General features: G+C 65.1%; 25 protein-coding genes, 1 tRNA gene and 1 riboswitch. Of the genes, 19 read left to right on the top strand and 7 right to left on the bottom strand.

The annotated features are described in order from the left end of the window. Nucleotides 1–146: 146 nt before the first annotated feature. From AC0L3I_RS08830 to AC0L3I_RS08815, 4 genes are read right to left on the bottom strand one after another with little or no spacing between them, the layout of a single operon-like run. The gene (locus tag AC0L3I_RS08830; RefSeq protein ID WP_473485346.1) at nucleotides 147–1337 is read right to left on the bottom strand and encodes an NADH-quinone oxidoreductase subunit D; all 1191 of its coding nucleotides are present in this window, start codon (nucleotides 1335–1337) and stop codon (nucleotides 147–149) included. Nucleotides 1338–1346: 9 nt separating this feature from the next. Beyond that, nucleotides 1347–1946, bottom strand: a complete 600-nt coding sequence (locus tag AC0L3I_RS08825; protein ID WP_473526647.1) for an NADH-quinone oxidoreductase subunit C — start codon at nucleotides 1944–1946, stop codon at nucleotides 1347–1349. A gap of 8 nt (nucleotides 1947–1954) precedes the next feature. Further along, nucleotides 1955–2536: a NuoB/complex I 20 kDa subunit family protein gene (locus AC0L3I_RS08820; protein WP_023798851.1), complete on the bottom strand. Its 582-nt coding sequence runs from the start codon at nucleotides 2534–2536 to the stop codon at nucleotides 1955–1957. Then, nucleotides 2527–2892, bottom strand: a complete 366-nt coding sequence (locus AC0L3I_RS08815) for an NADH-quinone oxidoreductase subunit A (protein WP_023798850.1) — start codon at nucleotides 2890–2892, stop codon at nucleotides 2527–2529. The genes AC0L3I_RS08820 and AC0L3I_RS08815 overlap by 10 nt, the downstream gene beginning before the upstream one ends. Nucleotides 2893–3228: 336 nt before the next feature. On the opposite strand from AC0L3I_RS08815, the gene AC0L3I_RS08810 reads away from it, so the two are divergent. The 8 genes from AC0L3I_RS08810 to AC0L3I_RS08775 all read left to right on the top strand — a co-directional run bounded on the left by AC0L3I_RS08810 (nucleotide 3229) and on the right by AC0L3I_RS08775 (nucleotide 13509). Next, on the top strand, nucleotides 3229–4428 hold the full coding sequence (locus tag AC0L3I_RS08810; protein WP_473526646.1) for a winged helix-turn-helix domain-containing protein: 1200 nt from the start codon (nucleotides 3229–3231) through the stop codon (nucleotides 4426–4428). Nucleotides 4429–4457: 29 nt separating this feature from the next. After that, nucleotides 4458–4662: riboswitch (cobalamin riboswitch) on the top strand. Nucleotides 4663–4700: 38 nt separating this feature from the next. Beyond that, nucleotides 4701–5135, top strand: a complete 435-nt coding sequence (locus AC0L3I_RS08805) for a DUF1636 family protein (RefSeq protein ID WP_123151874.1) — start codon at nucleotides 4701–4703, stop codon at nucleotides 5133–5135. Continuing rightward, nucleotides 5132–6169, top strand: a complete 1038-nt coding sequence (gene cobW, locus AC0L3I_RS08800; RefSeq protein ID WP_123151875.1) for a cobalamin biosynthesis protein CobW — start codon at nucleotides 5132–5134, stop codon at nucleotides 6167–6169. Before AC0L3I_RS08805 ends, cobW begins: the two co-directional genes overlap by 4 nt. Before the next feature lie 18 nt (nucleotides 6170–6187). Next, on the top strand, nucleotides 6188–9865 hold the full coding sequence (locus AC0L3I_RS08795) for a cobaltochelatase subunit CobN (RefSeq protein WP_473526645.1): 3678 nt from the start codon (nucleotides 6188–6190) through the stop codon (nucleotides 9863–9865). After that, nucleotides 9862–11346 (top strand): precorrin-3B synthase, encoded by a 1485-nt coding sequence (gene cobG / locus AC0L3I_RS08790; RefSeq protein ID WP_473526644.1) that lies wholly within the window; start codon nucleotides 9862–9864, stop codon nucleotides 11344–11346. Before AC0L3I_RS08795 ends, cobG begins: the two co-directional genes overlap by 4 nt. Before the next feature lie 2 nt (nucleotides 11347–11348). Next, nucleotides 11349–11990 (top strand): precorrin-8X methylmutase, encoded by a 642-nt coding sequence (locus AC0L3I_RS08785; RefSeq protein ID WP_123151878.1) that lies wholly within the window; start codon nucleotides 11349–11351, stop codon nucleotides 11988–11990. Beyond that, the gene (locus AC0L3I_RS08780; protein ID WP_473526643.1) at nucleotides 11987–12748 is read left to right on the top strand and encodes a precorrin-2 C(20)-methyltransferase; all 762 of its coding nucleotides are present in this window, start codon (nucleotides 11987–11989) and stop codon (nucleotides 12746–12748) included. Before AC0L3I_RS08785 ends, AC0L3I_RS08780 begins: the two co-directional genes overlap by 4 nt. After that, nucleotides 12745–13509: a precorrin-3B C(17)-methyltransferase gene (locus AC0L3I_RS08775; protein WP_473526642.1), complete on the top strand. Its 765-nt coding sequence runs from the start codon at nucleotides 12745–12747 to the stop codon at nucleotides 13507–13509. The genes AC0L3I_RS08780 and AC0L3I_RS08775 overlap by 4 nt, the downstream gene beginning before the upstream one ends. On the opposite strand, the gene AC0L3I_RS08770 is transcribed toward AC0L3I_RS08775, so the two are convergent. Beyond that, complete coding sequence (locus AC0L3I_RS08770; RefSeq protein ID WP_473526641.1) at nucleotides 13473–14255, bottom strand: cobalt-precorrin-6A reductase; 783 nt, start codon at nucleotides 14253–14255, stop codon at nucleotides 13473–13475. The genes AC0L3I_RS08775 and AC0L3I_RS08770 overlap by 37 nt on opposite strands. Nucleotide 14256: 1 nt before the next feature. Between AC0L3I_RS08770 and cbiE the strand changes: the two genes are divergently transcribed. The 7 genes from cbiE to cobT all read left to right on the top strand — a co-directional run bounded on the left by cbiE (nucleotide 14257) and on the right by cobT (nucleotide 20765). After that, nucleotides 14257–15498 carry a precorrin-6y C5,15-methyltransferase (decarboxylating) subunit CbiE gene (cbiE, locus tag AC0L3I_RS08765; RefSeq protein ID WP_473526640.1) on the top strand — a complete coding sequence of 414 codons (1242 nt, stop codon included), beginning with the start codon at nucleotides 14257–14259 and terminating at the stop codon, nucleotides 15496–15498. After that, complete coding sequence (locus AC0L3I_RS08760) at nucleotides 15450–16004, top strand: cobalamin biosynthesis protein (RefSeq protein ID WP_473526639.1); 555 nt, start codon at nucleotides 15450–15452, stop codon at nucleotides 16002–16004. Before cbiE ends, AC0L3I_RS08760 begins: the two co-directional genes overlap by 49 nt. Beyond that, entirely contained in the window at nucleotides 16001–16765 is a 765-nt protein-coding gene (gene cobM / locus AC0L3I_RS08755) for a precorrin-4 C(11)-methyltransferase (protein WP_473526638.1), read from the top strand. Before AC0L3I_RS08760 ends, cobM begins: the two co-directional genes overlap by 4 nt. Beyond that, nucleotides 16762–17580 carry a uroporphyrinogen-III C-methyltransferase gene (gene cobA / locus AC0L3I_RS08750; protein WP_473526637.1) on the top strand — a complete coding sequence of 273 codons (819 nt, stop codon included), beginning with the start codon at nucleotides 16762–16764 and terminating at the stop codon, nucleotides 17578–17580. The genes cobM and cobA overlap by 4 nt, the downstream gene beginning before the upstream one ends. Further along, a complete protein-coding gene (locus AC0L3I_RS08745; protein ID WP_473526636.1) occupies nucleotides 17577–18887 on the top strand; it encodes a cobyrinate a,c-diamide synthase in 1311 nt (436 codons plus the stop codon). The genes cobA and AC0L3I_RS08745 overlap by 4 nt, the downstream gene beginning before the upstream one ends. Nucleotides 18888–18950: 63 nt before the next feature. Further along, complete coding sequence (locus AC0L3I_RS08740; RefSeq protein WP_473526635.1) at nucleotides 18951–19730, top strand: adenosylcobinamide-GDP ribazoletransferase; 780 nt, start codon at nucleotides 18951–18953, stop codon at nucleotides 19728–19730. 24 nt (nucleotides 19731–19754) lie between these two features. Continuing rightward, entirely contained in the window at nucleotides 19755–20765 is a 1011-nt protein-coding gene (gene cobT / locus AC0L3I_RS08735) for a nicotinate-nucleotide--dimethylbenzimidazole phosphoribosyltransferase (protein ID WP_473526634.1), read from the top strand. A 115-nt stretch (nucleotides 20766–20880) separates the two neighbouring features. On the opposite strand, the gene AC0L3I_RS08730 is transcribed toward cobT, so the two are convergent. Next, nucleotides 20881–20956: transfer RNA gene (locus AC0L3I_RS08730), tRNA-Lys, on the bottom strand. A 366-nt stretch (nucleotides 20957–21322) separates the two neighbouring features. Next, the gene (locus tag AC0L3I_RS08725) at nucleotides 21323–22234 is read right to left on the bottom strand and encodes a PhzF family phenazine biosynthesis protein (RefSeq protein WP_473526633.1); all 912 of its coding nucleotides are present in this window, start codon (nucleotides 22232–22234) and stop codon (nucleotides 21323–21325) included. Between the two features lie 112 nt (nucleotides 22235–22346). On the opposite strand from AC0L3I_RS08725, the gene AC0L3I_RS08720 reads away from it, so the two are divergent. The 4 genes from AC0L3I_RS08720 to AC0L3I_RS08705 all read left to right on the top strand — a co-directional run bounded on the left by AC0L3I_RS08720 (nucleotide 22347) and on the right by AC0L3I_RS08705 (nucleotide 25933). After that, on the top strand, nucleotides 22347–23639 hold the full coding sequence (locus AC0L3I_RS08720; RefSeq protein WP_473526632.1) for an efflux RND transporter periplasmic adaptor subunit: 1293 nt from the start codon (nucleotides 22347–22349) through the stop codon (nucleotides 23637–23639). Between the two features lie 4 nt (nucleotides 23640–23643). Beyond that, nucleotides 23644–24348 (top strand): ABC transporter ATP-binding protein, encoded by a 705-nt coding sequence (locus AC0L3I_RS08715; protein WP_473526631.1) that lies wholly within the window; start codon nucleotides 23644–23646, stop codon nucleotides 24346–24348. Between the two features lie 2 nt (nucleotides 24349–24350). Further along, nucleotides 24351–25568 carry an ABC transporter permease gene (locus tag AC0L3I_RS08710; protein ID WP_473485324.1) on the top strand — a complete coding sequence of 406 codons (1218 nt, stop codon included), beginning with the start codon at nucleotides 24351–24353 and terminating at the stop codon, nucleotides 25566–25568. A 122-nt stretch (nucleotides 25569–25690) separates the two neighbouring features. Next, the gene (locus AC0L3I_RS08705; protein ID WP_473526630.1) at nucleotides 25691–25933 is read left to right on the top strand and encodes a hypothetical protein; all 243 of its coding nucleotides are present in this window, start codon (nucleotides 25691–25693) and stop codon (nucleotides 25931–25933) included. The last annotated feature ends 83 nt before the right edge of the window (nucleotides 25934–26016 follow it).

The following is a 26016-nucleotide window of genomic DNA, read 5'->3' as shown; positions in this document are numbered from 1 at the left end:
ACTTTCTTGCATGCCAAGCGTGACGTAGCTCCGCTTGAAGTGCTGCTTCACGAGATCGGAAGCATCGATAGACGCCCCGCACTCGAATGCATATGCAGGGTGCCATGCGACAGCAGTGAAGATTAACATTGGGCTCAGAAGGCGAATCACCGATCGACCTCCCCGAACACGATGTCGAGGGAGCCGAGAACGGCGGTGACGTCGGCCAGCATGTGGCCGCGGCACAAAAAGTCCATGGCCTGCAGATGCGCGAAGCCCGGCGCCCGCAGCTTGCAGCGATAGGGTTTGTTGGTGCCGTCCGAGACCAGGTAGACGCCGAACTCGCCCTTCGGCGCTTCAACCGCCGCATAGACCTCGCCGGCCGGCACGCGGTAGCCCTCAGTGTAGAGCTTGAAGTGATGGATCAGCGCTTCCATCGAGCGCTTCATCGCCGCGCGCTTTGGCGGCACCACCTTGCCGTCGAGGTTTGACACCGGCCCCGTGCCTTCCTTGCCGAGCAGCAGGTCGACGCACTGGCGCATGATTTTCGCCGACTGGCGCATCTCTTCCATGCGCACGAGGTAACGGTCGAAGCAGTCGCCGTTCTTGCCGATTGGAATGTCGAAATCCATCTCGGCATAGCATTCGTAAGGCTGCGACTTGCGCAGATCCCAGGCGACGCCGGAGCCGCGCACCATGACGCCCGAAAAGCCCCAGGCCCAGGCGTCGGCCAGCGAGACGATGCCGATATCGACATTGCGCTGCTTGAAGATGCGGTTGCCGGTCAGCAGTGCGTCGAGGTCGTCGAGCGATTTCAGGAACGGATCGATCCAGTTGCCGATATCCTCGACCAGCTGCTGCGGCAGGTCCTGGTGGACGCCGCCGGGCCGAAAATAGGCTGCATGCATGCGCGAGCCACTGGCCCGCTCATAGAATACCATGAGTTTTTCGCGCTCGACGAAGCCCCACAGCGGCGGCGTCAGCGCGCCGACATCCATCGCCTGCGTCGTCACATTGAGGATGTGCGACATGATGCGGCCGATCTCGCAATAGAGCACGCGGATCAGCTGGCCGCGCTTCGGCACCTCGATACCGAGCAGCCGCTCTGCGGCCAGCGCAAAGGCATGCTCCTGGTTCATCGGCGCGCAATAGTCGAGCCGGTCGAGATAGGGCACGGCCTGCAGATAGGTTTTGGCTTCGATCAGCTTTTCAGTGCCGCGATGCAACAGTCCGATATGCGGATCGACGCGATCGACGACTTCGCCGTCCAACTCAAGAACCAGCCTCAAAACACCATGCGCTGCAGGGTGTTGAGGTCCAAAGTTGATGTTAAAATTACGGACGGAGGTTTCAGCCATTCTGGCGTCTCAATTCGTCTTGGCTTTCTCGTCGCCCGGCAGAACGTAGTCCGTCCCTTCCCATGGCGAGAGAAAATCGAAATTGCGGAATTCCTGCTTGAGCTCGACCGGCTCGTAGATGACCCGCTTGGCCTCGTCGTCGTAGCGCACCTCGACGAAACCGGTCAGCGGGAAATCCTTGCGCAGCGGATGACCCTCGAAGCCGTAATCGGTCAGAATCCGCCTGAGATCGGGATGACCCGAAAACAGCACGCCATAGAGATCGTAGGTTTCGCGTTCGAACCAGTCGGCGCCCGGAAACACACTGGTGATCGATGGCACCACAGTCTCTTCGTCCGCCTGCACCTTGAGCCGGATGCGAACATTCTGCTTCGGCGACAGCAGGTGATAGACAACGTCGAATCGCTTGGCCCGCGATGGATAATCGGCGCCGCAGACGTCGATGATCGAGATGAACTGGCATTTTGGATCGTCGCGCAGGAAGCTCACCACCTCGATCAGATCCTGCGGCTCGACCGAGATGGTGAGTTCGCCATAGGCAAACACTGCATCGCCGATCCGGCCGCTCAGCTTCTCGCCGAGATAGGTCGAGAGTTCATTCAGGCTCATCATCCCGCTCACCGCTCGATCGTGCCGGTGCGGCGGATCTTCTTTTGCAGCAGAAGGATGCCGTAGAGCAGCGCTTCCGCGCTCGGCGGACAGCCGGGCACGTAGATGTCGACCGGCACGACACGGTCGCAGCCGCGCACCACCGAATAGGAATAGTGGTAGTAGCCGCCGCCATTGGCGCAGGAGCCCATCGAGATGACGTAGCGCGGCTCAGGCATCTGGTCGTAGACCTTGCGCAGCGCCGGCGCCATCTTGTTGGTCAGCGTGCCGGCGACGATCATGATGTCCGACTGGCGCGGAGACGCGCGCGGTGCGACTCCGAAACGCTCACTGTCATAGCGCGGCATCGAGGTGTGGATCATCTCGACCGCGCAGCAGGCAAGACCAAAGGTCATAAACATCAGCGAGCCGCTGCGGGCCCAGGTGATCAGCGCCTCGGTCGAGGTTACGAGAAAGCCCTTGTCGGCAAGCTCGTCGTTGATCTCGAGGAAGAAGGGATCATTCGCCCCCACCGGCTTTCCGGTGCTGGGGTCGAGAATGCCTTTTGGCTTCGGCGCGACGAGCGTGCCGGAATTGTCGCTCAATCCCATTCCAGCGCTCCTTTCTTCCATTCATAGGCAAAGCCGATGGTCAGCACCGCCAAAAACACCATCATCGACCAGAAACCGAGCATGCCGATCTGGCTGAAAGACACGGCCCACGGAAACAGGAAGGCCACTTCCAGATCGAAGATGATGAACAGGATCGACACCAGGTAGAAGCGGATATCGAACTTCATGCGGGCGTCATCGAACGAGTTGAAGCCGCACTCATAAGCGGAAAGCTTTTCCGGATCTGGGTTGCGGTAGGCCACCAGGAAGGGTGCGGCAAGCAGCGCCAGGCCGACGACCAGCGCCACGCCGATAAACAGGACGATGGGCAGGTACGAACTCAACAATGCGTTCATGCTGCAGCTTTCCGTTGGCGGCCAATCCACTCTGATTACAGCACCGGACCCACTTGCGGAAGCGTGACAGTTTAACCACTGAACCGTTTTAGGGGGCTCTATGCTGCAACGCGGCGAGGGTTAGCGCAGGGCTTTCGGCGAAGCAAGTCAAACCTTGTTCAAAACACGGTGCTGGGCAGCATATCCGGATAAACTGGTCTGATCCACTCCTGTTTGAGTTCCTTCACTTTTTACTCCAGTTTTCTCTCCTGACATAGATGCCGACAAAACCCTGCTAGCATGACGCGGAATCATTCGCCCCCAACCTTGGTCGAACGCCGACAGAGTGCCGTCTGCATGAAGGAAAAAATCTCGCTCGCCATGGCCCGGCGCATCGCGCTTGCCGCACAGGGGTTTGCCGATCCTCGCCCTAACAGCACGCCCGATCGCCGCCATCTGGCCCGTGTGCTTGGCCGGACCGGCCTGCTGCAGATCGATTCCGTCAGCGCGGTGGTGCGCGCCCATTATATGCCGCTCTATTCGCGGCTTGGCCCCTACCCGCTTGCGCTGCTCGATAACGCCGCCGTGACGCGCAAGCGCACGGTCTTCGAATATTGGGCGCACGAAGCCTCCTTTCTGCCGGTCGAAACCTATCCGCTGATGCGCTGGCGCATGGAGCGGGCCGAACGTGGCGAGGAAATGTATAACGGACTGGCCAAGTGGGGCCGCGAACGCGCCGCCTACATTGAAGACATTTATCGCGAGGTCGTCGAACGAGGGCCGGTCGCCGCATCCGCCCTCGAAGGCCAGAAGGGAAACGGCGGCTGGTGGGGTTGGAGCGATGCCAAGCACGCTTTCGAATGGCTGTTCTGGGCCGGCCGTATCACCACGGCGTCGCGTCGTGGCTTCGAGCGGCTTTACGATCTGCCGGAGCGCGTGCTGCCGCCGGCAGTACTTGCTTTGCCGGTGCCCTCCCCGGAAGATGCGCACCGCGAATTGCTGCGCATTTCCGCCCGCGCCCACGGCGTCGCGACAGCGGGCGACCTGCGCGACTATTTCCGTCTCTCTCCCGCCGACATCAAGGGCCGCATTGAGGAACTGGTCGACGCAGGTGATCTTTTGCCGGTTCGCGTCGAAGGCTGGGACAAAACAGCCTATCTTCACAGGGATGCCCGTTTTCCGCGCAAGATCGAGGCGCGCGCCTTGCTTGCGCCGTTCGATCCCGTCGTCTTCGAACGAGCGCGCACGGAAAGACTGTTCAACTTCCGCTATCGCATCGAGATCTACACCCCGGCCGAAAAGCGCCAATACGGCTATTACGTGCTGCCGTTCCTGCTCGGCGAAAGGATCGTGGCGCGCGTCGACCTCAAGGCCGACCGCCCCGCCGGCGTGCTGCGCGTCCATGCCGCCTATGCCGAGCCCGGCGCCCCGCCGCAAACCGCCGCCGAACTCTTCGAGGAGTTGAAGCTGATGCAGGGTTGGCTCGGCCTGGACCGCATCGAGGTGACGCCGGCCGGTGATCTGGGTTCGGCTCTCGCCGACATTGCCGCGTCGTAGACGTGCGTTGACACGACTGCCTGCACAAGCCTAAATCCGGTTCAGACGGTCTCCTCTCGGCAAAGGGAGGAGCCAAGAGGGAATGCGGTGCGAAATCCCCGATTTCAAATCCGCGGCTGTCCCCGCAACTGTAAGCGACGAGCCAAGGCCGAAAACCACTGGGACGGTCCCGGGAAGGCGGCACCAAGGCGATGACCCGCGAGCCAGGAGACCTGCCGTCTAGGACATAAGAATCCGATCGCCTGGCGGGTTTTCCGGGCAAGGAGCCTGATTTGGAACGCGACAGCAGTTTTTCGGCTGAGACAGCGGGCGTATTGTCCGGCGATGATGATGCTCTGGCCGACGTCACCGTGATCGTCTGCGCCTCCTGCCGGGACGAAACCGGCTCCGATGGCCATCCCCGCGCCGGCGAATTGTTGGCCGAAGACACGCGCCGCGCTGTATCAGGCGAAAATATCAGTATCCGCACCGTCGAATGCCTCGGCAACTGCAAGCGCCGGCTGAGCGCCGCGATCCTGCGCGACGGCTGCTGGAGCTATGTCTTTGGCGACCTGACCGTGACCAGCGGCGCCGATCTGGTCGCCGGTGCAAAGCTCTTCGCCACCTCGACGGACGGCCTCATTCCATGGCGCGGCCGGCCCGATTGCCTGAAACGCGGCCTCGTCGCCCGCATTCCTCCCCTCGACCTTGTTAAGGATCAGATATGACCACTTCCGTCTCCCGCGTGCCCTGCACCGTCGTCACCGGCTTCCTCGGCGCCGGCAAGACGACGCTGATCCGCCATCTGCTCGAAAACGCCGGCGGCAAGCGGCTGGCCATCATCGTCAACGAGTTCGGCGATATCGGCATCGACGGCGAGATTCTGAAGGGATGCGGCATCGACACCTGCCCTGAGGAAAACATCGTCGAACTGGCCAATGGCTGCATCTGCTGCACCGTCGCCGACGACTTCGTCCCGGCGCTCGACCAGATCCTGTCGCTATCGCCGAAAGTCGACCATATCCTGATCGAAACCTCCGGGCTGGCTCTGCCCAAGCCGCTGGTCCAGGCCTTCCAGTGGCCGACGGTCAAGAGCCGGGTGACCGTCGATGGCGTCATTGCGGTCGTCGACGGACCGGCGCTGGCGGAAGGCCGCGTCGCCAACGACATGGACGCCCTGCAGGCGCAGCGCGCGCAGGACGAGACGCTCGACCACGATGATCCGGTCGAAGAGGTGTTCGAGGACCAGCTCGCCTGCGCCGACCTGATCATATTGTCGAAGAGCGACCTGATGGACGCCGCCGGCTCGGCCCGTGCCAATGCCATCATCGGCGAGCATGCCGCGCGCGCCGTCAAGATCGTGCCGACCTCGCAGGGTAAGGTCGATCCGTCTGTGCTGCTCGGCCTCGGCCTTGCCGTCGAGGACGACATCGAGAACCGCAAGACCCATCACGACGACGAGCTCGACCATGAGCATGACGATTTCGACTCGTTCGTCATCGACATTCCATCGATCGCCAATCCCGACGAGCTGGCGTTGCGCGTCGCCACCGCGGCCGAGGAAGAAAACGTGCTGCGCGTCAAGGGTTTCGTCGAGGTCGGCGGCAAGCCGATGCGGCTCCTGCTGCAGGCCGTCGGCCCACGCGTCAATCACTATTACGACCGCGCCTGGACCGCCGAGGACGAGCGCCGTTCGCGCCTCGTCGTCATCGGCCTGAAAGGGCTGAACCGCCCGGCCATCGAGCGTATTCTCGCCGGCTGACCTCAGGCACGAGCCGCGATGCACATCCTCACCACAACATCCGCCTCGCTCGACGATCTCGCCGAGCCTGTTGATCTCAGGCAGACGCCTGCGGATGTCGTGGCGCTGTCCTTCACCGACAGCGATCTGGCCGGGCTGGCAGCAGCGTGGAAGGCGGACGCGGATCGCCTGCCATCGATGCGGCTGGCGGCCTTGCGCGACCTGCGCCATCCGATGTCCGTCGATCTCTGGATCGACAGCGTCGCCCGGCACGCCAGGGTTATTTTGGTTCGCGTCCTCGGCGGTTACGACTGGTGGCGCTACGGCTGCGACCAGCTCGCCTCGATCGCCCGCGCACGCGGCATAAAACTGGCGCTGCTGCCCGGCGAATGCCGCGACGAGGATCTCCGGCTAATCGAATGCTCGACGCTGCCGCGCGAAGAACTCGACGGCCTGCTGGGCTATTTTCGCGAAGGCGGCCCGGCCAACATGACGGCGCTGGTGCATCGGCTGGCAGGTCTCGCCGGATCAGGTGTGGCGGTCGCTGAACCTGTCAGCGTGCCAAAAGCCGGCTACTATCAACCGGGACTGGGGATCGTCGAGCGCGACGTCCCCCTCCCCCTCGAGGGGAGGGTCCGGCCGCAGGGGGGGGGGGGGGGCGCCTGTAACCCGCCCAAACGCTTTTACGCGCGCCGGAATAAAAAACCGTCCACCCCGCCCCCAACCCCCCCCCCCGGCCCTTCGGGCCACCCTCCCCTCAAGGGGGAGGGGGACGTCGTGCCAATTCTCTTCTACCGTTCGATGCTGCTCGCCGCCGATGTCGCGCCGATCGACGCATTGTTCGAAGCGCTCGGGCAGCGTGGCATCATCCCTGTCCCCATTTTCGTCTCCAGCCTCAAGGATCCGGTCTCGCTGGCCTTTGTCGAGACTGCGCTTGCTGCGCTAAACCCTGCCGCGATCATCACCGCCACGGCCTTCGCCTCCGGTGCTGAGCCCGGCGTCGAAACCCTGTTCGACCGCGCCGGCGTGCCGGCATTCCAGGTCATTGTGGCGACAACACGCCGCGATATCTGGCAAAACAATCAGCGCGGCCTGGCGCCCGCCGACCTGGCCATGCATGTCGTCCTGCCCGAACTCGACGGCCGCATTCTTGCCGGTGCCATTTCCTTCAAGGGAGAGAGCGAGGTCGATCCGGCGCTGGCCTTCCGCGCTTTCGCCAACCGGCCGGAGCCGGACCGCGTCGCGCAGGTGGCGAACCGTGTCGAAGCTTTCATCCGCCTGCAGCGGACGCCGCGCGCGGAACGCAAGCTGGCCATCCTGATCCCCGACTATCCAAGCGCGCCCGGCCGCACCGGCTACGCCGTCGGCCTCGACGTGCCGTCCAGCGTGCTGGCGATGCTGCACGACTTGAGCGAACAGGGCTACACCGTTGAAGGGATTCCGCAAACGCCGCGGGAGTTGCTGGATGAGTTGGAGCGCAGTGACGAAGGATTGGGGCTGAAGGATTATCTCGACCTTTCGACGCAATTGCCTGCTGAGGCAATAGCTGCCGTGACGGCCGCGTGGGGGAATGCGGCAGATGAGACAGGTTTGTGCGATGCGCCCCCCTCTGTCCTGCCGGACATCTCCCCCTCAAGGGGGGAGATTGCGCTGTCGTCGCTGCTTTCGCCAATTACCGAGGATGTTAAGGAAGAGCCGTCGGCGGAACTGTCGATCTCCCCCCTTGAGGGGGAGATGCCAAGTGGTGGCAAAGAGGGCAGGACAGAGGGGGGTGTTCAAGCGCCTACCGCCGCAAGATTCCCCTTCCGCGCCGCCACCTTCGGCAATGTCACCGTGGCGCTGGCGCCTGACCGCGGGCGCTCGGCCGACCGTCGCGCTGACTATCACGACCCGACGCTGCCGCCTCGACATGCGCTGATCGCCTTCGGCCTTTGGCTGCGCAAGACGGTCAGCGTCCATGCCCTCATCCATGTCGGCGCCCATGGCACGCTGGAATGGCTGCCCGGCAAGACCGTGGCACTCGGCGAAAACTGCTTCCCCGAGATCGTCACCGGTCCCCTGCCCGTCGTCTATCCCTTCATCGTCTCCAACCCGGGAGAGGCCGCACAAGCCAAGCGGCGCATTGCCGCCGTCACCCTCGGCCATCTGCCGCCGCCGCTGACCGGCGCCGGACTGGACGAAAACCAGCACCAGCTTGAACGGCTGGTCGACGAATATGCCCAGGCTGACGGGCTCGACCGCCGCCGTCGCGATCGCCTGGCGAGGCTGATCGTCGAAACCGCGCAAAAGACCGGTCTCGCTTCCGAGGCCGGCGTCGCCGGAACCGACGCGCCCGACGAAGCGCTGCGCCGCATCGACGCCTGGCTCTGCGACCTCAAGGATTTCGCCATCAAGGACGGCCTTCACATCTTTGGCCGCTCAGCCCAGGGCGAGACCGATCCGCTGCGCCGGCAAAGTGCGGCGGCCGAGAAGTCTGCGCTGCTCGCCGCCCTCGACGGCCGCCATGTCGCTGCAGGTCCTGCCGGCGCGCCAGCGCGTGGCCGTCGCGATGTCCTGCCGACCGGCCGCAACCTGTTCACATCAGATCCACGCACCATGCCGACGCCGACATCCTTCGATCTCGGCAGGGCTGCCTCCGACGAGGTCTTGCGCAGCTACATGCAATCGCATGGCGACTGGCCGCGCTCGCTGGTCATCGACCTGTGGGGCTCGGCCTCGCTGCGCACCGGCGGCGAAGAGATCGCGCAAGGGCTGGCGCTGATGGGCTGCCGGCCGCAATGGGATTCTGCCACCGGCCGCGTCACCGGCATCGAGGTGCTGCCGCCGGCCACCCTTGGCCGCCCGCGCGTCGATGTCACCTGGCGCATTTCAGGCCTGTTCCGCGATATGTTCCCGACCCAGATCGCCCTGATCGATGCGGCCGCCAACGCCGTCGCCGCCCGCGACGAGGACGCGACGGAAAACCCGCTCGCGGCCAAGGCCCGCGCTGACGGTAAGATCAGCCCGCGCATTTTCGGCACCTCGCCCGGCACCTACGGCGCCGGCGTCGAGGATTTATTGTCGAGCGGCGACTGGGCCGCGCGCGAAGAGATCGGTCGCGCCTATCTCGACGCCACTTCGCATGCCTATGGCGGCGCCGACGGGGAAGGGATTTCGTCGCCAGGCGCTTTTGAGGACCGTATCGCCGAGGCCGACCTTCTCGTCCATACGGGAGACGATCCCGGCCGCGATATTTTGGAAGGCTCCGCCGATGTCGCCTTCATTGGCGGCTTTTCGGCGGCGCTTGCGACGCTCGGCAAGAACGCCGACGTGATCGTCCTCGACACCACGGACCCGCAAAAGCCGAAGCCGCGCTCGATCGGAGAAGCGGTGTCGCGCGTCGTGCGGGCGCGTGCCGTCAACCCGCGCTTCATTGCCGGCCAGATGCGGCACGGCCCGCGCGGCGCTTCGGAATTCGCCGAGACGGTCGACCGGCTGGTCGGCTTTGCCGAGACCACTCATGCCATATCGGGCGCGCTGATCGAGGCCGTGCACGACGCCTATCTTAGCGATCCCACGGTTCGCGCCTTCATCCTGCGCGAGAACCCGGCGGCGGCGAAAATCATCGCCGAGCGGTTTCTGTCGGCGCGGCGGCGCGGTCTCTGGCACCCGCTGCGCAATTCCGTCGACGACGACCTCGCCGCATTGATCGCCCAAGCCCAGGGGGTGGCGGCATGAACGCCTTCTCCCGACGCGGCGCCTGCCCCGCTTTGTCCGCGCCGATGCAGACCGGCGACGGGCTTCTGGTGCGGCTGAACCCGGTCGCTGGAGGACTCTCGCCGAAGTCCTTGGTCGCACTCGGTGAATCCGCATCGCAGCACGGCAACGGCATCATGGAAGTGACTGCTCGCGGCAGCCTGCAGATACGCGGTCTGACGCCGGCCAGCGCGCGGCTTCTGGCCGTCGAGGTCGATGCAATGGGTATCGCGGTGCGCACCGGCGTGCCGGTCGAGACCGGGCCGCTGGCGGGGCTGGATCCCGAGGAGATCGCCGACCCGCGCCCATTAGCCGAGCAGATTCGGGCGGCAATTGGTGAAGCTGGGCTGGCACAGCGCCTTGGCCCGAAGGTTTCGGTAATCGTCGATGGTGGCGGACGGCTGACCATGGGTGCGGTGGCGGCCGATGTCAGGCTGGCAGCAATGCGGACCGATGCGGGAACGCAGTGGCAGGTGGCTGTCGCCGGCGACGGTCAGACTGCGACGCTACTCGTCATGGTCAAGGAAGATGAGGCCTGTGACATCGCCGTCGCGATTCTGAGGATGATCGCCGAAAAAGGCCGCGAAGCCCATACAAGGGATTTGACGGAGAGGCAGCTAAGATCTCTCGCAAGTTGGCATTCCTTCGCGCCCCCCTCTGTCCTGCCGGACATCTCCCCCACGAGGGGGGAGATTTCGCCCTTGTCTCCGCTTTCGCCAATCACCCGAGGTGCTAAGGGGGAGCCGCCGGCGAAGCTGCCGATCTCCCCCCAAGTGGGGGAGATGTCCGGCAGGACAGAGGGGGGCGCCGTGGAACGCCTTCCTGGGCCGGCTCGCTTGCCCATTGGCGTTTTCGATCTGACAGATGGCACCGCCCTTGGCATCGGCCTTCCCTTCGGCAGCATGCCGGCGCAAAAACTCATCGAGCTCACGCAACAGGCCCTCACCCTCGGCGCAACCGAAATCCGCCTGGCGCCGCAGCGCGCGCTGCTTTTCCTCGGCCTCTCCCCAACCGCCTGCCACTCGCTCCAGCAAGCCGCCACCACCCTCGGCTTCGTTACCGACGCTGCCGACCCACGCACGAAAATCGCCGCTTGCCCCGGTGCCCCCGCCTGCGCCTCCGGCCGGATCGCCGCGCGCGACATCGCCGAGACCATCGCCGTAGAAAACCGCGACCTCCTCGATGCCTCCGTCACCCTGCACATTTCCGGCTGCGCCAAGGGCTGTGCCCATCCCGGCCCGGCTGCGCTGACACTGGTCGGCGGCGAAAACGGGGCCGGACTTGTCGTGGACGGGACGGCAAAAATCCTTCCCGCCGGATACAGGCCTGGTTATGACGCCGCGCGCGGCATTGGCCGCATTGCCGCAGCCATCCGCGAAGCACGATTTCGAGGCGAGACCACCGCCGCCTGCCTGACAAGGCTTGGCGCGGCCGGTGTCACCGAACTCTACCGACAGGACTGAACATGCCCGCCCACACCGCCTACGACTACATCCATGACGGCACGGCGATCTATGAGCGCTCCTTCGCCATCATTCGCGCCGAGGCCGACCTGTCGCGCTTTTCCGATGCCGAGGCCGATGTCGCCATCCGCATGATCCATGCCTGCGGCCAGGTAGAGGCCGCGCAGCACTTTGTTTTTTCCGAGGATTTTGTTGCCGCCGCACGCGCGGCTTTGGCGGGTGGCGCGCCGATCTTCTGCGACGCTCAGATGGTCTCGCATGGCGTGACACGCGCCCGGTTGCCGGCCGGCAACGAGGTGATCTGCACGCTGCGCGATCCGCGAACCTCCGACATCGCGAAAAGGATCGGCAACACCCGCTCCGCTGCAGCCATCGACCTGTGGGGCGAGCGGATGGCCGGTTCAGTCGTCGCCATCGGCAATGCGCCGACAGCACTTTTCTACCTGCTGGAAAGGCTGCGCGACGGCGCGCCAAAGCCTGCGGCGATCATCGGCATGCCGGTCGGTTTCGTCGGCGCTGCCGAATCGAAGGACGCGCTGGCCGACAATTCCTATAGCGTGCCCTACGCAATCGTGCGCGGCAGGCTGGGCGGCAGCGCCATGACCGCCGCAGCACTCAACGCATTGGCGAGGCCGGGCCTGTGAACGCGATTGCAAAAGGCAGGCTTATAGGCGTCGGCACCGGTCCCGGCGACCCCGAACTGCTAACGCTCAAGGCCGTGCGCGCGCTGGCCGAGGCCGACGTGGTTGCGCATTTCGCCAAGCGCGGCAACAACAGCAACGCGCGCGCCATCGTCGGCGCACATTTTCGTCCTGATTTGATCGAGTTGCCGCTGCTCTATCCCGTGACCACCGAAATCGACAAGGATCACAGCGATTACCGGTCGCAGATAATGGATTTCTACGAAGAGTCGGCCGTAAAGGTCGCCGAGCATCTCAGCGCCGGCAGGATGGTCGCGGTGCTTTCGGAAGGCGACCCGCTGTTCTACGGCTCCTATATGCATCTGCATGTCAGGCTGGCGCACCGCTTTCCAACAGAGGTCATTCCCGGCGTCACCGCGATGTCCGGGTGCTGGTCGGCGACGGGCCTGCCGATCGTCCAGGGCGACGATGTATTGACAGTGCTGCCGGGCACAATGAGCGAATTCGAGCTGACGCGCCGCCTCGCCGATACCGATGCCGCCGTCATCATGAAGGTTGGACGCAACCTGCCCAAGATCAGGCGCGCACTGGAAGCGACCGACAAGCTGGCGCGTGCCGTCTATGTCGAGCGCGGCACCATGCCGGGCGGCGTCTCGATGCGGCTGGCCGACAAGCAGGACGATAAGGCGCCCTATTTCGCCATCGTGCTGGTGGCCGGCTGGTCCGGCCGCCCTGAAGCATTGGTGGAGGCCGGGGCATGAGCGGCCGCCTGACCGTCATCGGGCTTGGGCCCGGCAATGCCGACCAGGTGACGCCGGAGGCAAGCCGCGCCGTCGCAGAGGCAAAATTCTTCTACGGCTACAAGCCGTATCTCGACCGGCTCGATCTGCGCCCCGACCAGACCCGCGTCGCCTCGGACAATCGCGAGGAGCTGTCCCGCGCCAAGGACGCGCTGGTAAAGGCTGCGCAGGGCCATGATGTCGCCGTCGTCTCGGGCGGCGACCCCGGCGTCTTTGCCATGGCGGCAGCCGTCTGCGAGGCGATCGAGGCCGGCCCGGCCGAATGGCGTGCCGTTGACGTGGCGATGCTGCCGGGCATCACCGCAATGCTCGCGGTCGCTGCCCGCATCGGCGCACCGCTCGGCCATGATTTCTGCGCCATCTCGTTGTCCGACAATCTAAAACCCTGGGACCTGATCGAGCTGCGGCTGCTGGCGGCGGCGGGCGCCGGCTTCGTCATCGCGCTCTACAATCCGACCAGCAAGGCTCGCCCCTGGCAGCTTGGCCGCGCCTTCGAATGCCTCACAGCGATCCTGCCCGGCACCACGCCGGTCGTCTTCGGCCGTGCCGCCGGCCGCCCCGACGAGCGCATCGAGGTCGTTCTGCTGGCGGAAGCCGATGCGGAAAAGGCCGACATGGCGACCTGCATCATCATCGGCTCGCCGGAAACCAGGATCATCAAGCGCGGTGAAAAACCGGCGCTGGTCTACACGCCGCGTTCGGCGGCGGGCCCAAGAAAATGACTGACCAGAAAATGATCGACCATTGCGGCAAGCGCTTCGACGGTCTCCGCCGACGTAACGTCCGGCAGCGCCGGTCTGCGGATCATGACCACCTCAATGCCGAGCGCCCGCGCTGCGGCGATCTTGCCGTAGGTCGCCTCGCCGCCGCTGTTCTTGGAAACGACGACGTCGATGCGGTGTTCCAGAAGCAGTGCACGTTCGTCGGCTTCCCGGAACGGCCCGCGCGCCAAGAGATAGGTAGCATCGGGCACAGCGAGCATTGGCTCGACCGGATCGACGCTGCGGATGAGATAGTGATGTTGGGCTGCGGCCTCAAAAGCGGCGACCTCCTGCCGGCCCAACGCCAGGAGGGCGCGGCGCGACACAGCGCCCAGCGCCGTCACCGCGCTGGAAACGCTGTCGACCAGCGTCCACCGGTCACCTTCGGCAGGCTCCCAGCCTGGGCGCCTGAGCGCAACGAGGGGCACGCCGGTGTTGCCCGCCGCCTCCGCTGCGTTGGCGGAGATTTTCGCCGCATAGGGATGCGTGGCGTCGATCAGCAGGCCGACGTCGGTCTCGCGGAGATACGCCGCCAGTCCATCGGCGCCGCCGAAACCACCCACCCGCGTCGGCACACCTTGCGCGACAGGATTTTCGGTGCGGCCGGCCAGCGACAGCGTGAGCGACACATCGGTGCGCGCGGCCAGCTTTCCCGTCAGTTGCCGGGCTTCGGTGGTTCCGCCGAGGATCAGAATGCGGTGGGTCATCATGCCTGCTGAAGGTCCGCGCGCCGCCCGGCTCACACAAAAATGGCTAACGATCGTCGGCATCGGCGAGGACGGTGTAGCGGGTCTCGGCGAAGAGGCCAAGCGGCTGATCGCCGAGGCCGAATTCGTCTTCGGCGGCACGCGCCACCTTGCCCTTGTCGCGTCACTCGCCAAAGGCGAGGCACGTGCCTGGCCGATCCCTTTCGATGCCGAGATGCGCGACGTGCTGGCACTTGCGGGTAAAAAGGTCTGCGTGCTGGCTTCAGGCGATCCGTTCTTCAATGGCGTCGGCGTCACCCTTGCTCGCAAGATTCCTTCCCAAGAGATGCAGGTGATCCCCGCCCCTTCGGCCATGTCGCTGGCCGCCGCCCGCCTCGGCTGGGCGCTGCAGGGTATCGAGACCATTTCGCTGCACGGCCGCTCGATCGACCTGATCCGGCCGCTGCTGCATCCGGGCACCCGCATCCTTGCGCTGACCTCGGACGGCGATGCACCAGCGGCGATTGCGCGCCTGCTGACCGAACTCGACTTCGGCGCCTCACGGCTGACGATTCTGGAGGCACTGGGTGGCCCGAACGAAAGGCTGCGTTCGGCGCGCGCGGACGCCTTCGACCTCGAAAAGATCAATCCGCTCAACGTTCTGGCAATCGAAGTTGACTCAACTTCGGAAGCACGCATCCTGCCGCTGACATCGGGCCTTGGCGATCATTTGTTCGAGCATGACGGCCAGATCACCAAGCGCGAGGTGCGCGCCATCACCCTGTCCGCCCTCGCTCCCAGGCGCGGCGAATTGCTGTGGGACATCGGCGCCGGCTCGGGCTCAATTGGCATCGAATGGATGCTGGCCCATCCCACGATGCGCGCCATTGCCATCGAGGCCGATCCAACCCGCGCCGCTCGCATCCGCCGCAACGCTTCACACTGCGGCGTGCCCGGCCTTGTCGTGGTCGAAGGCTCGGCACCAAAGGCGCTTGCCAGGCTAGGCACGCCCGACGCGATCTTCATCGGCGGCGGCGGCAGCGATACCGGCGTGCTGGGCGCGGCCATCAAGGCACTGCGTGTTGGCGGCCGGCTGGTCGCCAGCGCGGTGACGCTGGAGATGGAGGCGCTGCTTCTCGCCCGTCACGCCGCGCTCGGCGGCGATCTCACCCACATCTCTATCTCCCGTGCTTCACCGGTTGGTTCGATGCAGGCATGGCGGCCGGCTATGCCGGTCACCCAATGGAGCTGGGTCAAGCCATGATGATCGCGGGCATCGGCAGCCGCAAAGGCGTGAGTGTGCAAGACGTTCTTGCGGCGATAGAAACCGCGCTGGAAGCGCATGGGCTGGCGATGACGGCGCTGTCTGCCTTGGCGACGACCGAATTCAAACGCAGCGAAGAGGCCATTTTTGCTGCCGGCCGTAAACTCGATCTCCCGGTCATAGTGGTGGATGTTGCTGGCTCTGAACCGTCGCTCCCCCTCACCCGGCCTCCGCTTCGCTCGGCCGACCTCTCCCCGAGGGGAGAGGAGATCACGCACGCTGGCGCCAGTCTCTTCTCCCCAGCGAGGAGAAGGTGGCTCGAAGGGCCGGATGAGGGGGCCGCATTGCTCAGCCGTTCCGACCTGTCGCAGGCGCGTGCCGGCACGCCGTCGGTTTCCGAAGCCTCCGCGCTTGCCGCCGCCGGAAAAGGCGCGAAATTGCTTGGGCCGCGCATCGTGCTCGGCCCGGTCACCTGCGCCATCGCCATCAGCGGAGACGCGGCATGACCGTCCACTTCATCGGCGCCGGACCTGGCGCAGCCGACCTCATCACCTTGCGCGGCAGCAGACTGCTGGCAAGCTGCCCGGTCTGCCTCTATGCCGGCTCGATCGTCGCCCCGGAACTGTTGCAGCACTGCGCGCCCGGCACGAAATTGATCGACACCGCGCCGATGTCGCTCGACGAGATCGAAGCGGAATATGTGGCGGCCCACCAGGCCGGCCACGATGTCTCCCGCCTGCATTCCGGCGACCTGTCAGTGTGGAGCGCTGTCGCCGAGCAGATCCGCCGGCTGGAGAAGCACGGCATCGCCTATACGCTGACGCCGGGCGTGCCCTCCTTCGCTGCTGCCGCGGCAGCGCTGCGCCGCGAGCTGACCGTTCCCGAAGTCGCGCAAAGCCTGGTGCTGACCCGCATCTCCGGTCGTGCCTCGAAAATGCCGTCCGGCGAAACTCTGGCCGGCTTCGGCCGCACCGGCGCGACGCTGGCCATTCATCTTGCCATCCACGCCATCGATCGTGTTGTCGCCGAGCTGACGCCGTTCTATGGCGCCGATTGCCCGGTGGCAGTCGTCTTCCGTGCCTCCTGGCCGGACGAGCGCGTGCTGACCGGCACACTGGCCACCATCGAGGCGCAATTGGCCGCCGATCCGATGGAGCGCACGGCAATCATCTTCGTCGGCCGTTCGCTGGCAGCGGAAGGCTTTCGCGAGAGTTCACTTTACGACGCCCACTACCAGCGGCGTTTTCGCGGGCGGGACGGATTGTGAACGACGGCACCGGAAACAACAGCGGAAACGCCACGATCGAACAGGCTTTGGCTCGGCTGAACTTCAAGCCGCGCCAGCTGGAGCCGGGCCATGTCTGGCTGGCCGGCGCCGGCCCCAGCGATCCCGGCTGCCTGACTCTGGAAGTGCTGGCCGCGCTTGGGCAGTGCGATGCGCTCGTCTACGACGCGCTGGTATCGCCCGATATCGTCGCTGTCGCCGAGGCCGCGGAGCTGTTCTACGCCGGCAAGCGCGGCGGCCAGCCATCGATGAAGCAGGACGACATCACCGCTCTGCTGGTTCGGCTGGCGCGAGAAGGCCGCCGCGTCGTCAGGCTGAAGGGTGGCGACCCCTATATTTTCGGTCGCGGCGGCGAAGAGGCGCTTGCGCTCGCCCGCGAAAACATCCCGTTCCGCGTGCTGTCCGGCCTGACTTCGGGCCTCAGCGCGCTTGCCGGTGCCGGCATCCCGGCCACCATGCGCGGCATCAACAAGGCGGTGATCCTGGCCACCGGCCACGCCGCCGGCACCGATGACGACCTCGACTGGGCAGCAATCGCCCGCACCGGCCAGCCGGTCGTCGTCTATATGGGCATGGCCAATCTGCCGCTGATATCAGCCTCGCTGCTCGAGGGCGGACTGGCGCCGTCGACGCCGGCGGCGGTGATCGTTGCCGCGACGACGCCGCAGGAGCGCATCGTCGTCGCCACGCTCGCCACCATCGCCGAGGAGGCGGCCGCCGCCGGGTTGACCTCACCGGCGCTGATCGTCATCGGCGGCATCGTCGCGATGCGCGCGGCATTGGCGGGCGAGCGATGACCCGCGCGATCATCATCGGCGCGCCGCGCTCGGGCTCGGGCAAGACCAGCGTCACCATCGGCATCCTGCGCGCGCTCGCCAAGCGCGGCCTTAAAGTGCGTGGCGCCAAATCCGGCCCCGATTATATCGACCCCGGCTTCCACACCGCCGCGACAGGCCTTTCCGGCGTCAATCTCGACAGCTGGGCAATGCCGCCCGCCTTGCTCAACGCGCTGGCCGGTGACGCAACTGAAGATGCCGATTTCATCTTTCTCGAAAGTGCGATGGGCTTGTTCGACGGGATTCCCGCTGCTCCGGGCCGCACAGGCTCGGCCGCAGACCTTGCCCGGCTCTACGGCCTGCCGGTACTGCTGGTGCTCGATGTTTCCGGGCAGTCGACCACGGCGGCGGCCGTCGCCAAGGGTTTTGCTACATATGACCCCGATGTGCGCATGGCCGGCGTCGTGCTCAACCGGCTGGGCAGCGAGCGTCACCGCCGGCTTTGCAGCGACGCGATCGAAGCGCTCGATCTGCCAGTGGTCGGCGCGATCCTGCGCGATCCATCGCTCAACCTGCCGGAGCGCCATCTCGGCCTCGTCCAGGCCGGCGAATATGAGAATTTGATGGTGCATCTCGACCGACTGGCCGACATGGTCGAACGCTCGCTCGACCTCGACGCCATTATGGCACTGGCGGCACCATTTGAACCTGCGCCGGGCAACTTCAGCGACGCGCTGCCACCGCCCGGCCAGCGCATCGCACTGGCCGAGGACGCTGCCTTCACCTTTCTCTATCCGCATGTCGCGGCGCATTGGCACAAAGCCGGGGCGGAAATCGTCCCCTTTTCGCCGCTCGCCGACGAACCGCCCAGCGACAGTTGCGATGTCTGCTGGCTGCCCGGCGGCTATCCCGAGCTTCACGCCGGCCGCCTTGCGGCGGCTGCGAATTTCCAGGCCGGCATTGAGACGTTTTCGGCAACGCGGCCGGTGCATGGCGAGTGCGGCGGCTTCATGGTGCTCGGCGAGGCGCTGGAGGACGCATCGGGCGAGACGCACAGGATGCTCGGCCTGCTCGGTCACTCGACCAGTTTTGCCAAGCGAAAGATGAATCTCGGCTACCGCGAGGCGCGGCTGCGCGCCGATTGCCCGCTTGGAGCCCAAGGCGCGCTGATCCGCGGCCACGAATTCCACTATGCGCAGATGAGCGCGACTGGCAATGACGAGCCATTGGCCGACCTCGCTGACGGCCAGGGCAATCCGCTCGGCGCCTCCGGTTACCGCCGCGGCCATGTCAGCGGCACGTTCTTCCATGCCATTGCGAGAGCCTAGAGCATGATCCCGAACCGGAGGTCCGCGTCAACGAAAAGTGGGAACCGGTTTTCGGAATAGATCATGCTCAAACTCAAGGACATGCCCCCTTCGCCCCGCCAAGCGCTCGATGACATCGCGCTCTGCTTCGTCTTCTTCACCCGGCTGCCGCTGCCGGTCGTCGATCTCCGGGACCGCAGCCTTGCTGCCGCGATCTGGGCAGCGCCGGTCGCCGGCCTCGCCGTCGCTCTGATTGGCGCCTTGGTTTACGCGATCGGGACCTGGCTCGGCCTTGCATCTGGCCCGGCAGCGGCACTTGCCCTTGCCGCGACCTTGCTCGCCACCGGCTGCATGCATGAAGACGGACTTTCGGATGTCGCCGACGGTTTTGGTGGCGGCAAGACACGCGAGAAAAAACTGGAGATCATGCGCGACAGCCGCATCGGCGCCTATGGCGCTTGTGCGCTCGGCCTCTCGCTGCTGATCCGCTGGAGCGTGCTTTCCGAATTCGCCAGCCCGGCGCAGGTTCTCGCCGCTCTCATTGCCGCGCATGCCGGTTCGCGCGGCCTGCTCGGCGCTTTCATGCATCTGTTGCCGCCGGCTCGCAGCGACGGTCTCTCGGTTGACGCAGGCACCGTGTCGGCCGAAACCGCCATTGCCGGTGCCGTGCTCGGCGCCGTCGTACTGCTGACGCTAGGGTTCGATGGCGCGATCGCCGCGCTCATCCTGCTCGGCCTGTTGTTTGCCGCCTTCCGCGTACTGTGCCGCAGCCAGATCGGCGGCCAGACCGGCGACACGGTCGGCGCGCTGCAGCAGTTTGGCGAGATCGCAATCCTGCTCGTCGCTTCCGTTCACCTTTCCTGACCCTGTTTCGGAGACTTTGCCCCCATGCCTTTCAAATCGCTTAATGAATTGCGCGCGGCCTGCCTCGACCTGCCTGCCGGCAGCGACGCTGCGGCAAATGCCGTCGCCCGCCGCCAAAACACGCTGACCAAGCCGCAAGGCAGCCTCGGCCGGCTGGAAACCATAGCGGCTTGGCTTGCTCGCTGGCAGGGTCGCGACATGCCGCAGCTCGATCGCGTCAAAGTCTTCGTCTTTGCCGGCAACCACGGCGTCACCGCACAGGGCGTGTCGGCCTTCCCGTCAGAGGTCACCGTGCAGATGGTGGCGAATTTCGCCGGCGGCGGCGCCGCGATCAACCAGCTCGCCCGCATCGCCGGCGCCGAACTCGACGTCATTCCGCTAGACCTCGACCGTCCGACCGGCGACTTCACGCAAGAGCCGGCGATGGACGACGAGGCGTTCCTCGCCGCCGTCTCGGCCGGCTACGGCGCCGTGACGAAAGACCTCGACCTCGTCTGTTTCGGCGAGATGGGCATCGGCAACACCACGCCGGCGGCAGCCATTTCAGCCGCCCTTTTCGGCGGCGGCGCGGAAAAATGGACCGGCCGCGGCACCGGCGTCGACGATGCCGGCCTGGTGCGCAAGATCACCGCCATCGAGGCCGGCCTCAAGCGCCACGCCGAGGCCCTTGCCGACCCACTGACGGTCGCGGCAGCACTCGGCGGACGCGAACTCGCCGCCATCTTCGGTGCCACGCTGGCCGCACGCCATTTAGGCGTACCGGTGCTGCTCGACGGCTTCGTCTGCACCGCCGCCGCAGCACCGCTGGCAAGATTGCACCCCGCCGGCCTCGCCCACACGCTTGCCGCCCATGTCTCGGCCGAATCCGGCCATCGCCGCCTGCTCGAGGCGCTCGGCCTGCCGCCGCTGCTCGATCTCGGCATGCGGCTCGGCGAAGGTTCCGGCGCCTGCCTCGCCGTCAACATCGTCCGCTCGGCGCTCGAATGCCACGCCCGCATGGCAAGTTTTGCAGAGGCCGGCGTGTCGGAGAAGTAAATGCTCGCAAACTCATGAGAGGCGACACGGCTCGATACAGGGGCGTGAGACGGCATTTATCGTCTCACGTTCTCACCCTGTTCCACGGTCTTTCCACCTAAGTCTTTGAAATCTTTGGTGGGTGCGACAGGGATCGAACCTGTGACCCGCTGATTAAGAGTCAGCTGCTCTACCAACTGAGCTACGCACCCACTCGCCGGTAAAACCAGCGTCGGCGGGCATATAGCCGCCGCCATCCGCCATGTCCAGCCCTGCCGGATTCATTTCCCGACAAATCGCGCCGGGTTTCGTCTTCCTAGGGCGGAGCGAACGCGAAGCGGAGCAGAGACCCTAGGATCCATGCCGTAACAGTCGCCCAAAATGCAGCGGTGTAGAATGCGCTCATGCGCATAAGAGCCGCACGGTTTCAATCGGAGAGCCCACCACTCCAGAAGACGGACGGCTTGGAAACCTAGCTCGCACCGCCGGAGCACGGCCGCTCGGTTACGGCATGGATCCTAGGGTCTCCGCGACGTCGCTTCGCTCCTACTACGCCCTAGGATGACGAAGCAGGTATGTCAGACAAACAGCTTGCCTTCCGCCACTTTTACCGCATGGCCGCCGATGCGGGCGGCGGCGAGTTTGCCGCCCTCGACATTCAGTTCGAGGCGGATGCGCGAAGGCCGGCCCATCTCCAGCCCTTGCTCGATCCACAGTCGCGAGACTCCGTCTCGCGGGCCGTCGAAATGCATGATCGCGCCGGCGAAGGCGGCCGCCGCCGAACCGGTCGCCGGATCTTCATAGGAAGGATTGCCCGGCACCATCATGCGGACATGGAAGGCGCTGTCGTGGTTCACCGTCTCGCGGCAGTAGACATACGGGCTGGCGAAGGCCCATTCGCTCTTGCGGGGTGCCAATTCCGACCACGCCTGGTTGTCCAGCCTTATCCGGGCCGCCGCCTCAAGGTCGGCGACGGGGATGGTCACATAGGGCACGCCGGCCGACCAGAACGAGACGCGGTGATTCTCGAAGCCGACTTCGTGTGGCCCCAGCCCAAGTGCTGCGCCGATCGCCTCCGGGTCAGCGACAAGTTCCAGTGGCTCCGGCAGTTTGGCCAGGTCGAACTCGGCAAAGATGGCGCCATCGTGCTTGCTGACGGCGCAGCGCACCGGGCCGATATTCTCCTCCAGGACGAAGATGCCGGCGGTGTCGCCATCGCCAGCCATTTCGGCAAGCGCGATCGCGGAACCGACAGTCGGATGGCCAGCGAACGGCATCTCATAATCGGGCGTGAAGATGCGGATGCGGGCGCGGTGCTTGGGATTGTCAGGCGGCAGCACGAAAACGGTTTCCGACAGATTGAACTCGCGTGCGGTGGCCTGCATCGCGGCCGTGTCCAGTCCCTTGCTGTCAAGCACGACGGCCAGCGGATTTCCGGCCAGCCGCTCGGTGGTGAACACGTCGTAAAGTAAGTAATTCCGGGTCAGCATTGTAGAAAGCCTTCTGCCTCAATCCCAACATGGGCGAAATTTAATTTGATATTTGAACCATTAGGCCTGATCTGTGCCCTGATGGGATCATCACTGTTTATAGGGGTCCGGCGTGGACCAGATTGTCAATCTGCCAAAGACGGAATCCACTTCCGACATAGAGACGGCGCTCGGACTTGACTACCTGGGTCTGAAGAAGAAACGCCGGCGCGGCTGGCTTTATGGCCTGCTTGTGCTGGTCGTCATCGCTGCAAGCCTTGCCGGCTACCAGTGGTATGCCGTGTCTCCAGCCAAGATCGACTATACCACGGTGCCGGCCGCTGTTGCCGACCTCACCGTCGAGGTATCGGCCACCGGCACGCTGCAGCCCCTCACCCAGGTCGACATTTCGAGCGAACTGTCCGGCGTCGTCCGCTCGGTCGCGGTCAACGAGAACCAGCAGGTGAAGAAGGGCGATGTGCTGGCGGCGCTCGACACCGCCAAGCTGGAGGTGCAGATCGAGCGCGCCGAGGCTTCCGCCAAGGCAGCGGCCGCCAATGTCGAGACCGCCACCGTAACCCTCACCGAAAACGAAAAGGCGCTTGTGCGCGCGGCGGCGCTCACCAAACGCGGCATGGCGACGGACCAGTCGCTTGAAGCGGCGACAGCGACGCGCGACCGCTCCAAGGCAGCACTCGACAGCGCCAAAGCCAATCTTGCCATCGCCAATGCCGATCTCAAGGCGCAGCAGACGGACTTCGCCAAGAGCACCATCTATGCGCCCATCGACGGCATCGTTCTGACGCGCTCGGTCGATCCCGGCCAGACGGTTGCCTCCTCGCTGCAGGCGCCGGTGCTGTTCGTCATCGCCGCCGACCTCAGGAACATGGAGTTGAAGGCAGCGGTCGACGAGGCCGACATCGGCGCGGTCAAGCCCGGCCTGCGTGCCCGCTTCACCGTCGACGCCTTTCCGGAACGGCCGTTCGATGCCGAGATCCGCGACATTTCCTACGCTTCGGTCACCACCGACGGCGTCGTCACCTACGACGCGCGGTTCGAGGTCGACAATAACGAGCTACTGTTGCGGCCCGGCATGACTGCCACCGTTTCGGTCGTCACCAAGCAGGCAAAAGGCGTGCTCACCGTACCGTCGACGGCTTTCCGTTACCGGCCGGCGCAAACAGCCGCCCGTGCGTGGAGCCTGAGCGACCTGTTCACGGGTCGTATGGGCCGTCCAGGCGGCAACCGCCAGCGCCAGGCGACGGCGCAGCCCACCGACGGCTCGCGCACGCTCTACGTGCTGGAGAATGGCCGGCCCCGGCCGGTCAACGTCAAGATCGGCTCCACCGATGGCGAACTGACCGAGATCACCTCCGGTCTCGCAGAAGGTGCGCAAGTCATCACCGCAGCGCAGCAGCGGAGCTGATATCATGTCAGGCTCGCCGCTCGTCACCTTCGACAAGGTCTGGAAAAGCTATGGCCAGGGCGAAGCCACGGTCCATGCGCTGGCTGGCGTCGACCTTGCCATCCGCCGCGGTGAATTCGTCGCCATCATGGGCCCGTCCGGCTCGGGCAAGTCGACGGCGATGAACATCATCGGTTGCCTCGACACGCCGACGGCCGGAACCTACAGCTTCATGGGCATCGACGCCGGTCGTCTCGACCGCAACCGCCGCGCCATGCTGCGCAATCTCTATGTCGGCTTCGTCTTCCAGGGCTACAATCTCCTGCCGCGCACCACCGCGGTGGAAAATGTCGAACTGCCGCTGATCTATCGCGGCGTCGCCGCCCGCGAGCGTCATGACCTCGCCATGAAAGCGCTGGCCGAGGTCGGCCTTGTCGGCCGCGAGCACCACACGCCGGCCGAGCTTTCCGGCGGCCAGCAGCAGCGCGTGGCGATCGCCCGCGCCATCGTCACCAGGCCAACCCTGCTCGTCGCCGACGAGCCGACCGGCAATCTCGATACCGCCCGCACGCACGAGATCATGGAACTCCTGACGCGGCTGAACACCGAGCTTGGCCTCACCATCGCCATGGTCACGCACGAGGCCGACGTCGCTGCCTATGCCGAGCGCACAATTCGCTTCCTCGACGGCCACGTCGCCTCCGACACCATGAATCTCGAGGTGGTGTAACCGTGATCTGGGAAACCGTCCGCCTCTCGCTGCTTTCGGTCCGCCGCAACGTGCTGCGCTCGTTTCTGACGCTGCTCGGTATTGTCATCGGCGTCGCCGCCGTCATCGCCATGCTCACCATCGGCTCGGGCACCACCGAAAAGGTAAAGGCCGACATTTCCAAGCTCGGCAGCAATTTGCTCGTTGTGCGTCCCGGCCGCCCAGCCGGACCCGGCGGACCGGGAGGGCTCGACCAGGCTACCCGTCCGCTCGGCAGCAAGGAACTTGCCGCGCTCGTCGCACACCTGAGCGGCGCCCGCGCCATCTCGCCCGCATCGCAAAAGCAGGTCCGCGTCATCTTCGGCACCGAAAGCCTGACGTCGGGTGTCACCGGCACCGACAGCGCCTATCTCGATGCGCGCGACTGGAAGCTGGTTTCGGGCCGCCCGTTCAGCGATTCGGAAATCCGCTCGGGTACCGGCGTCTGCCTGATCGGCGAAACCGTACGCCAGCAGTTCTTCGGCGCCGGCGACCCCGAAGGCGAGATCATCCGCGTCAACCGCACCTCGTGCAAGATCATCGGCCTGCTCGAGCCGAAGGGCTATACCGGCTTCGGGCAGGACCAGGACAATGTCGTGCTGATGCCGCTCGCCGCCTACCAGCGCCGCATCGCCGGCAACCGCGACATCGACTCGATCTACGTCGCCGCCGACGACCGGACGCCGACCACCGAGCTGCTGCCGCGCGTCGAGGACATTTTGCGCGACACGCGCCGCATCACGCCGGATCGCGAGGACGATTTCTCGATCCGCGACATGACCCAGATCGCCGACGCCATGGCGAGCGCCACCACGACGATGACCGGCATGCTGGGAGCGGTCGCCGGCGTCAGCCTGTTGGTCGGCGGCATCGGCATCATGAACATCATGCTGGTGTCGGTCACCGAACGCACCCGCGAGATCGGCATCCGGCTCGCCATCGGCGCGCATGAAAAGCATATCCTCATCCAGTTCCTGGTCGAGGCGACCGTGCTGTCGCTGCTCGGCGGTATTATCGGCATCCTGATCGGCCTGGCGCTGGCCGGCCTCGCCTCGCTGACGCTGGCCATCCCGTTCGCGCCAAGCCCGGCGGTAATCCTGCTCGCCGTCGGCTTCTCGGCGCTGATCGGCATGGTGTTCGGCTTCTTCCCGGCGCTGCGCGGCGCACGGCTCGATCCGATCGACGCACTGAGGCATGAATAGCGCGGCGGAGCGTGCGCCGCCTCAGACGTCCCACGAAATTTTTGACGCTGCCGTCGCTTCCCCCTGTCGCGAAACAGACCGCGGTGATAGCAATCGCCTCGGGGACACGGGGGAATAGTGGGATGAGCAGGAAAGAGCGAGTGGTTTTGGTGACGGTGATCATCGAGGCCGCATTGGCGGGGCTTTGGTGGTATTTGGCCAGCTATGGCATGGCCAATCCCGATCATGTCACCGCCGATTTCCAGCAGGTTGTCGGACAGACGATGGGAACGGCGATGGGTGCACTGTTGGGTATCGGCGTCATGCTGTTTATCGTCGCCGCTCGCAACGACCGCAAAACCATCGAAGACAAAATGCGTCGTTAGAGCGACGTGCGTCCACTTGGACGCACAAAGTACGCTCTAACACTTTGAATCTGCGCATCGTGCTTTCCGAGAATCGATTCCGA

It is taken from the genome of Mesorhizobium sp. WSM4840, assembly GCF_055811755.1.
The sequence above is the reverse complement of the archived record's forward strand: the minus strand, read 5'-3'. Positions and strand labels throughout refer to the sequence as shown.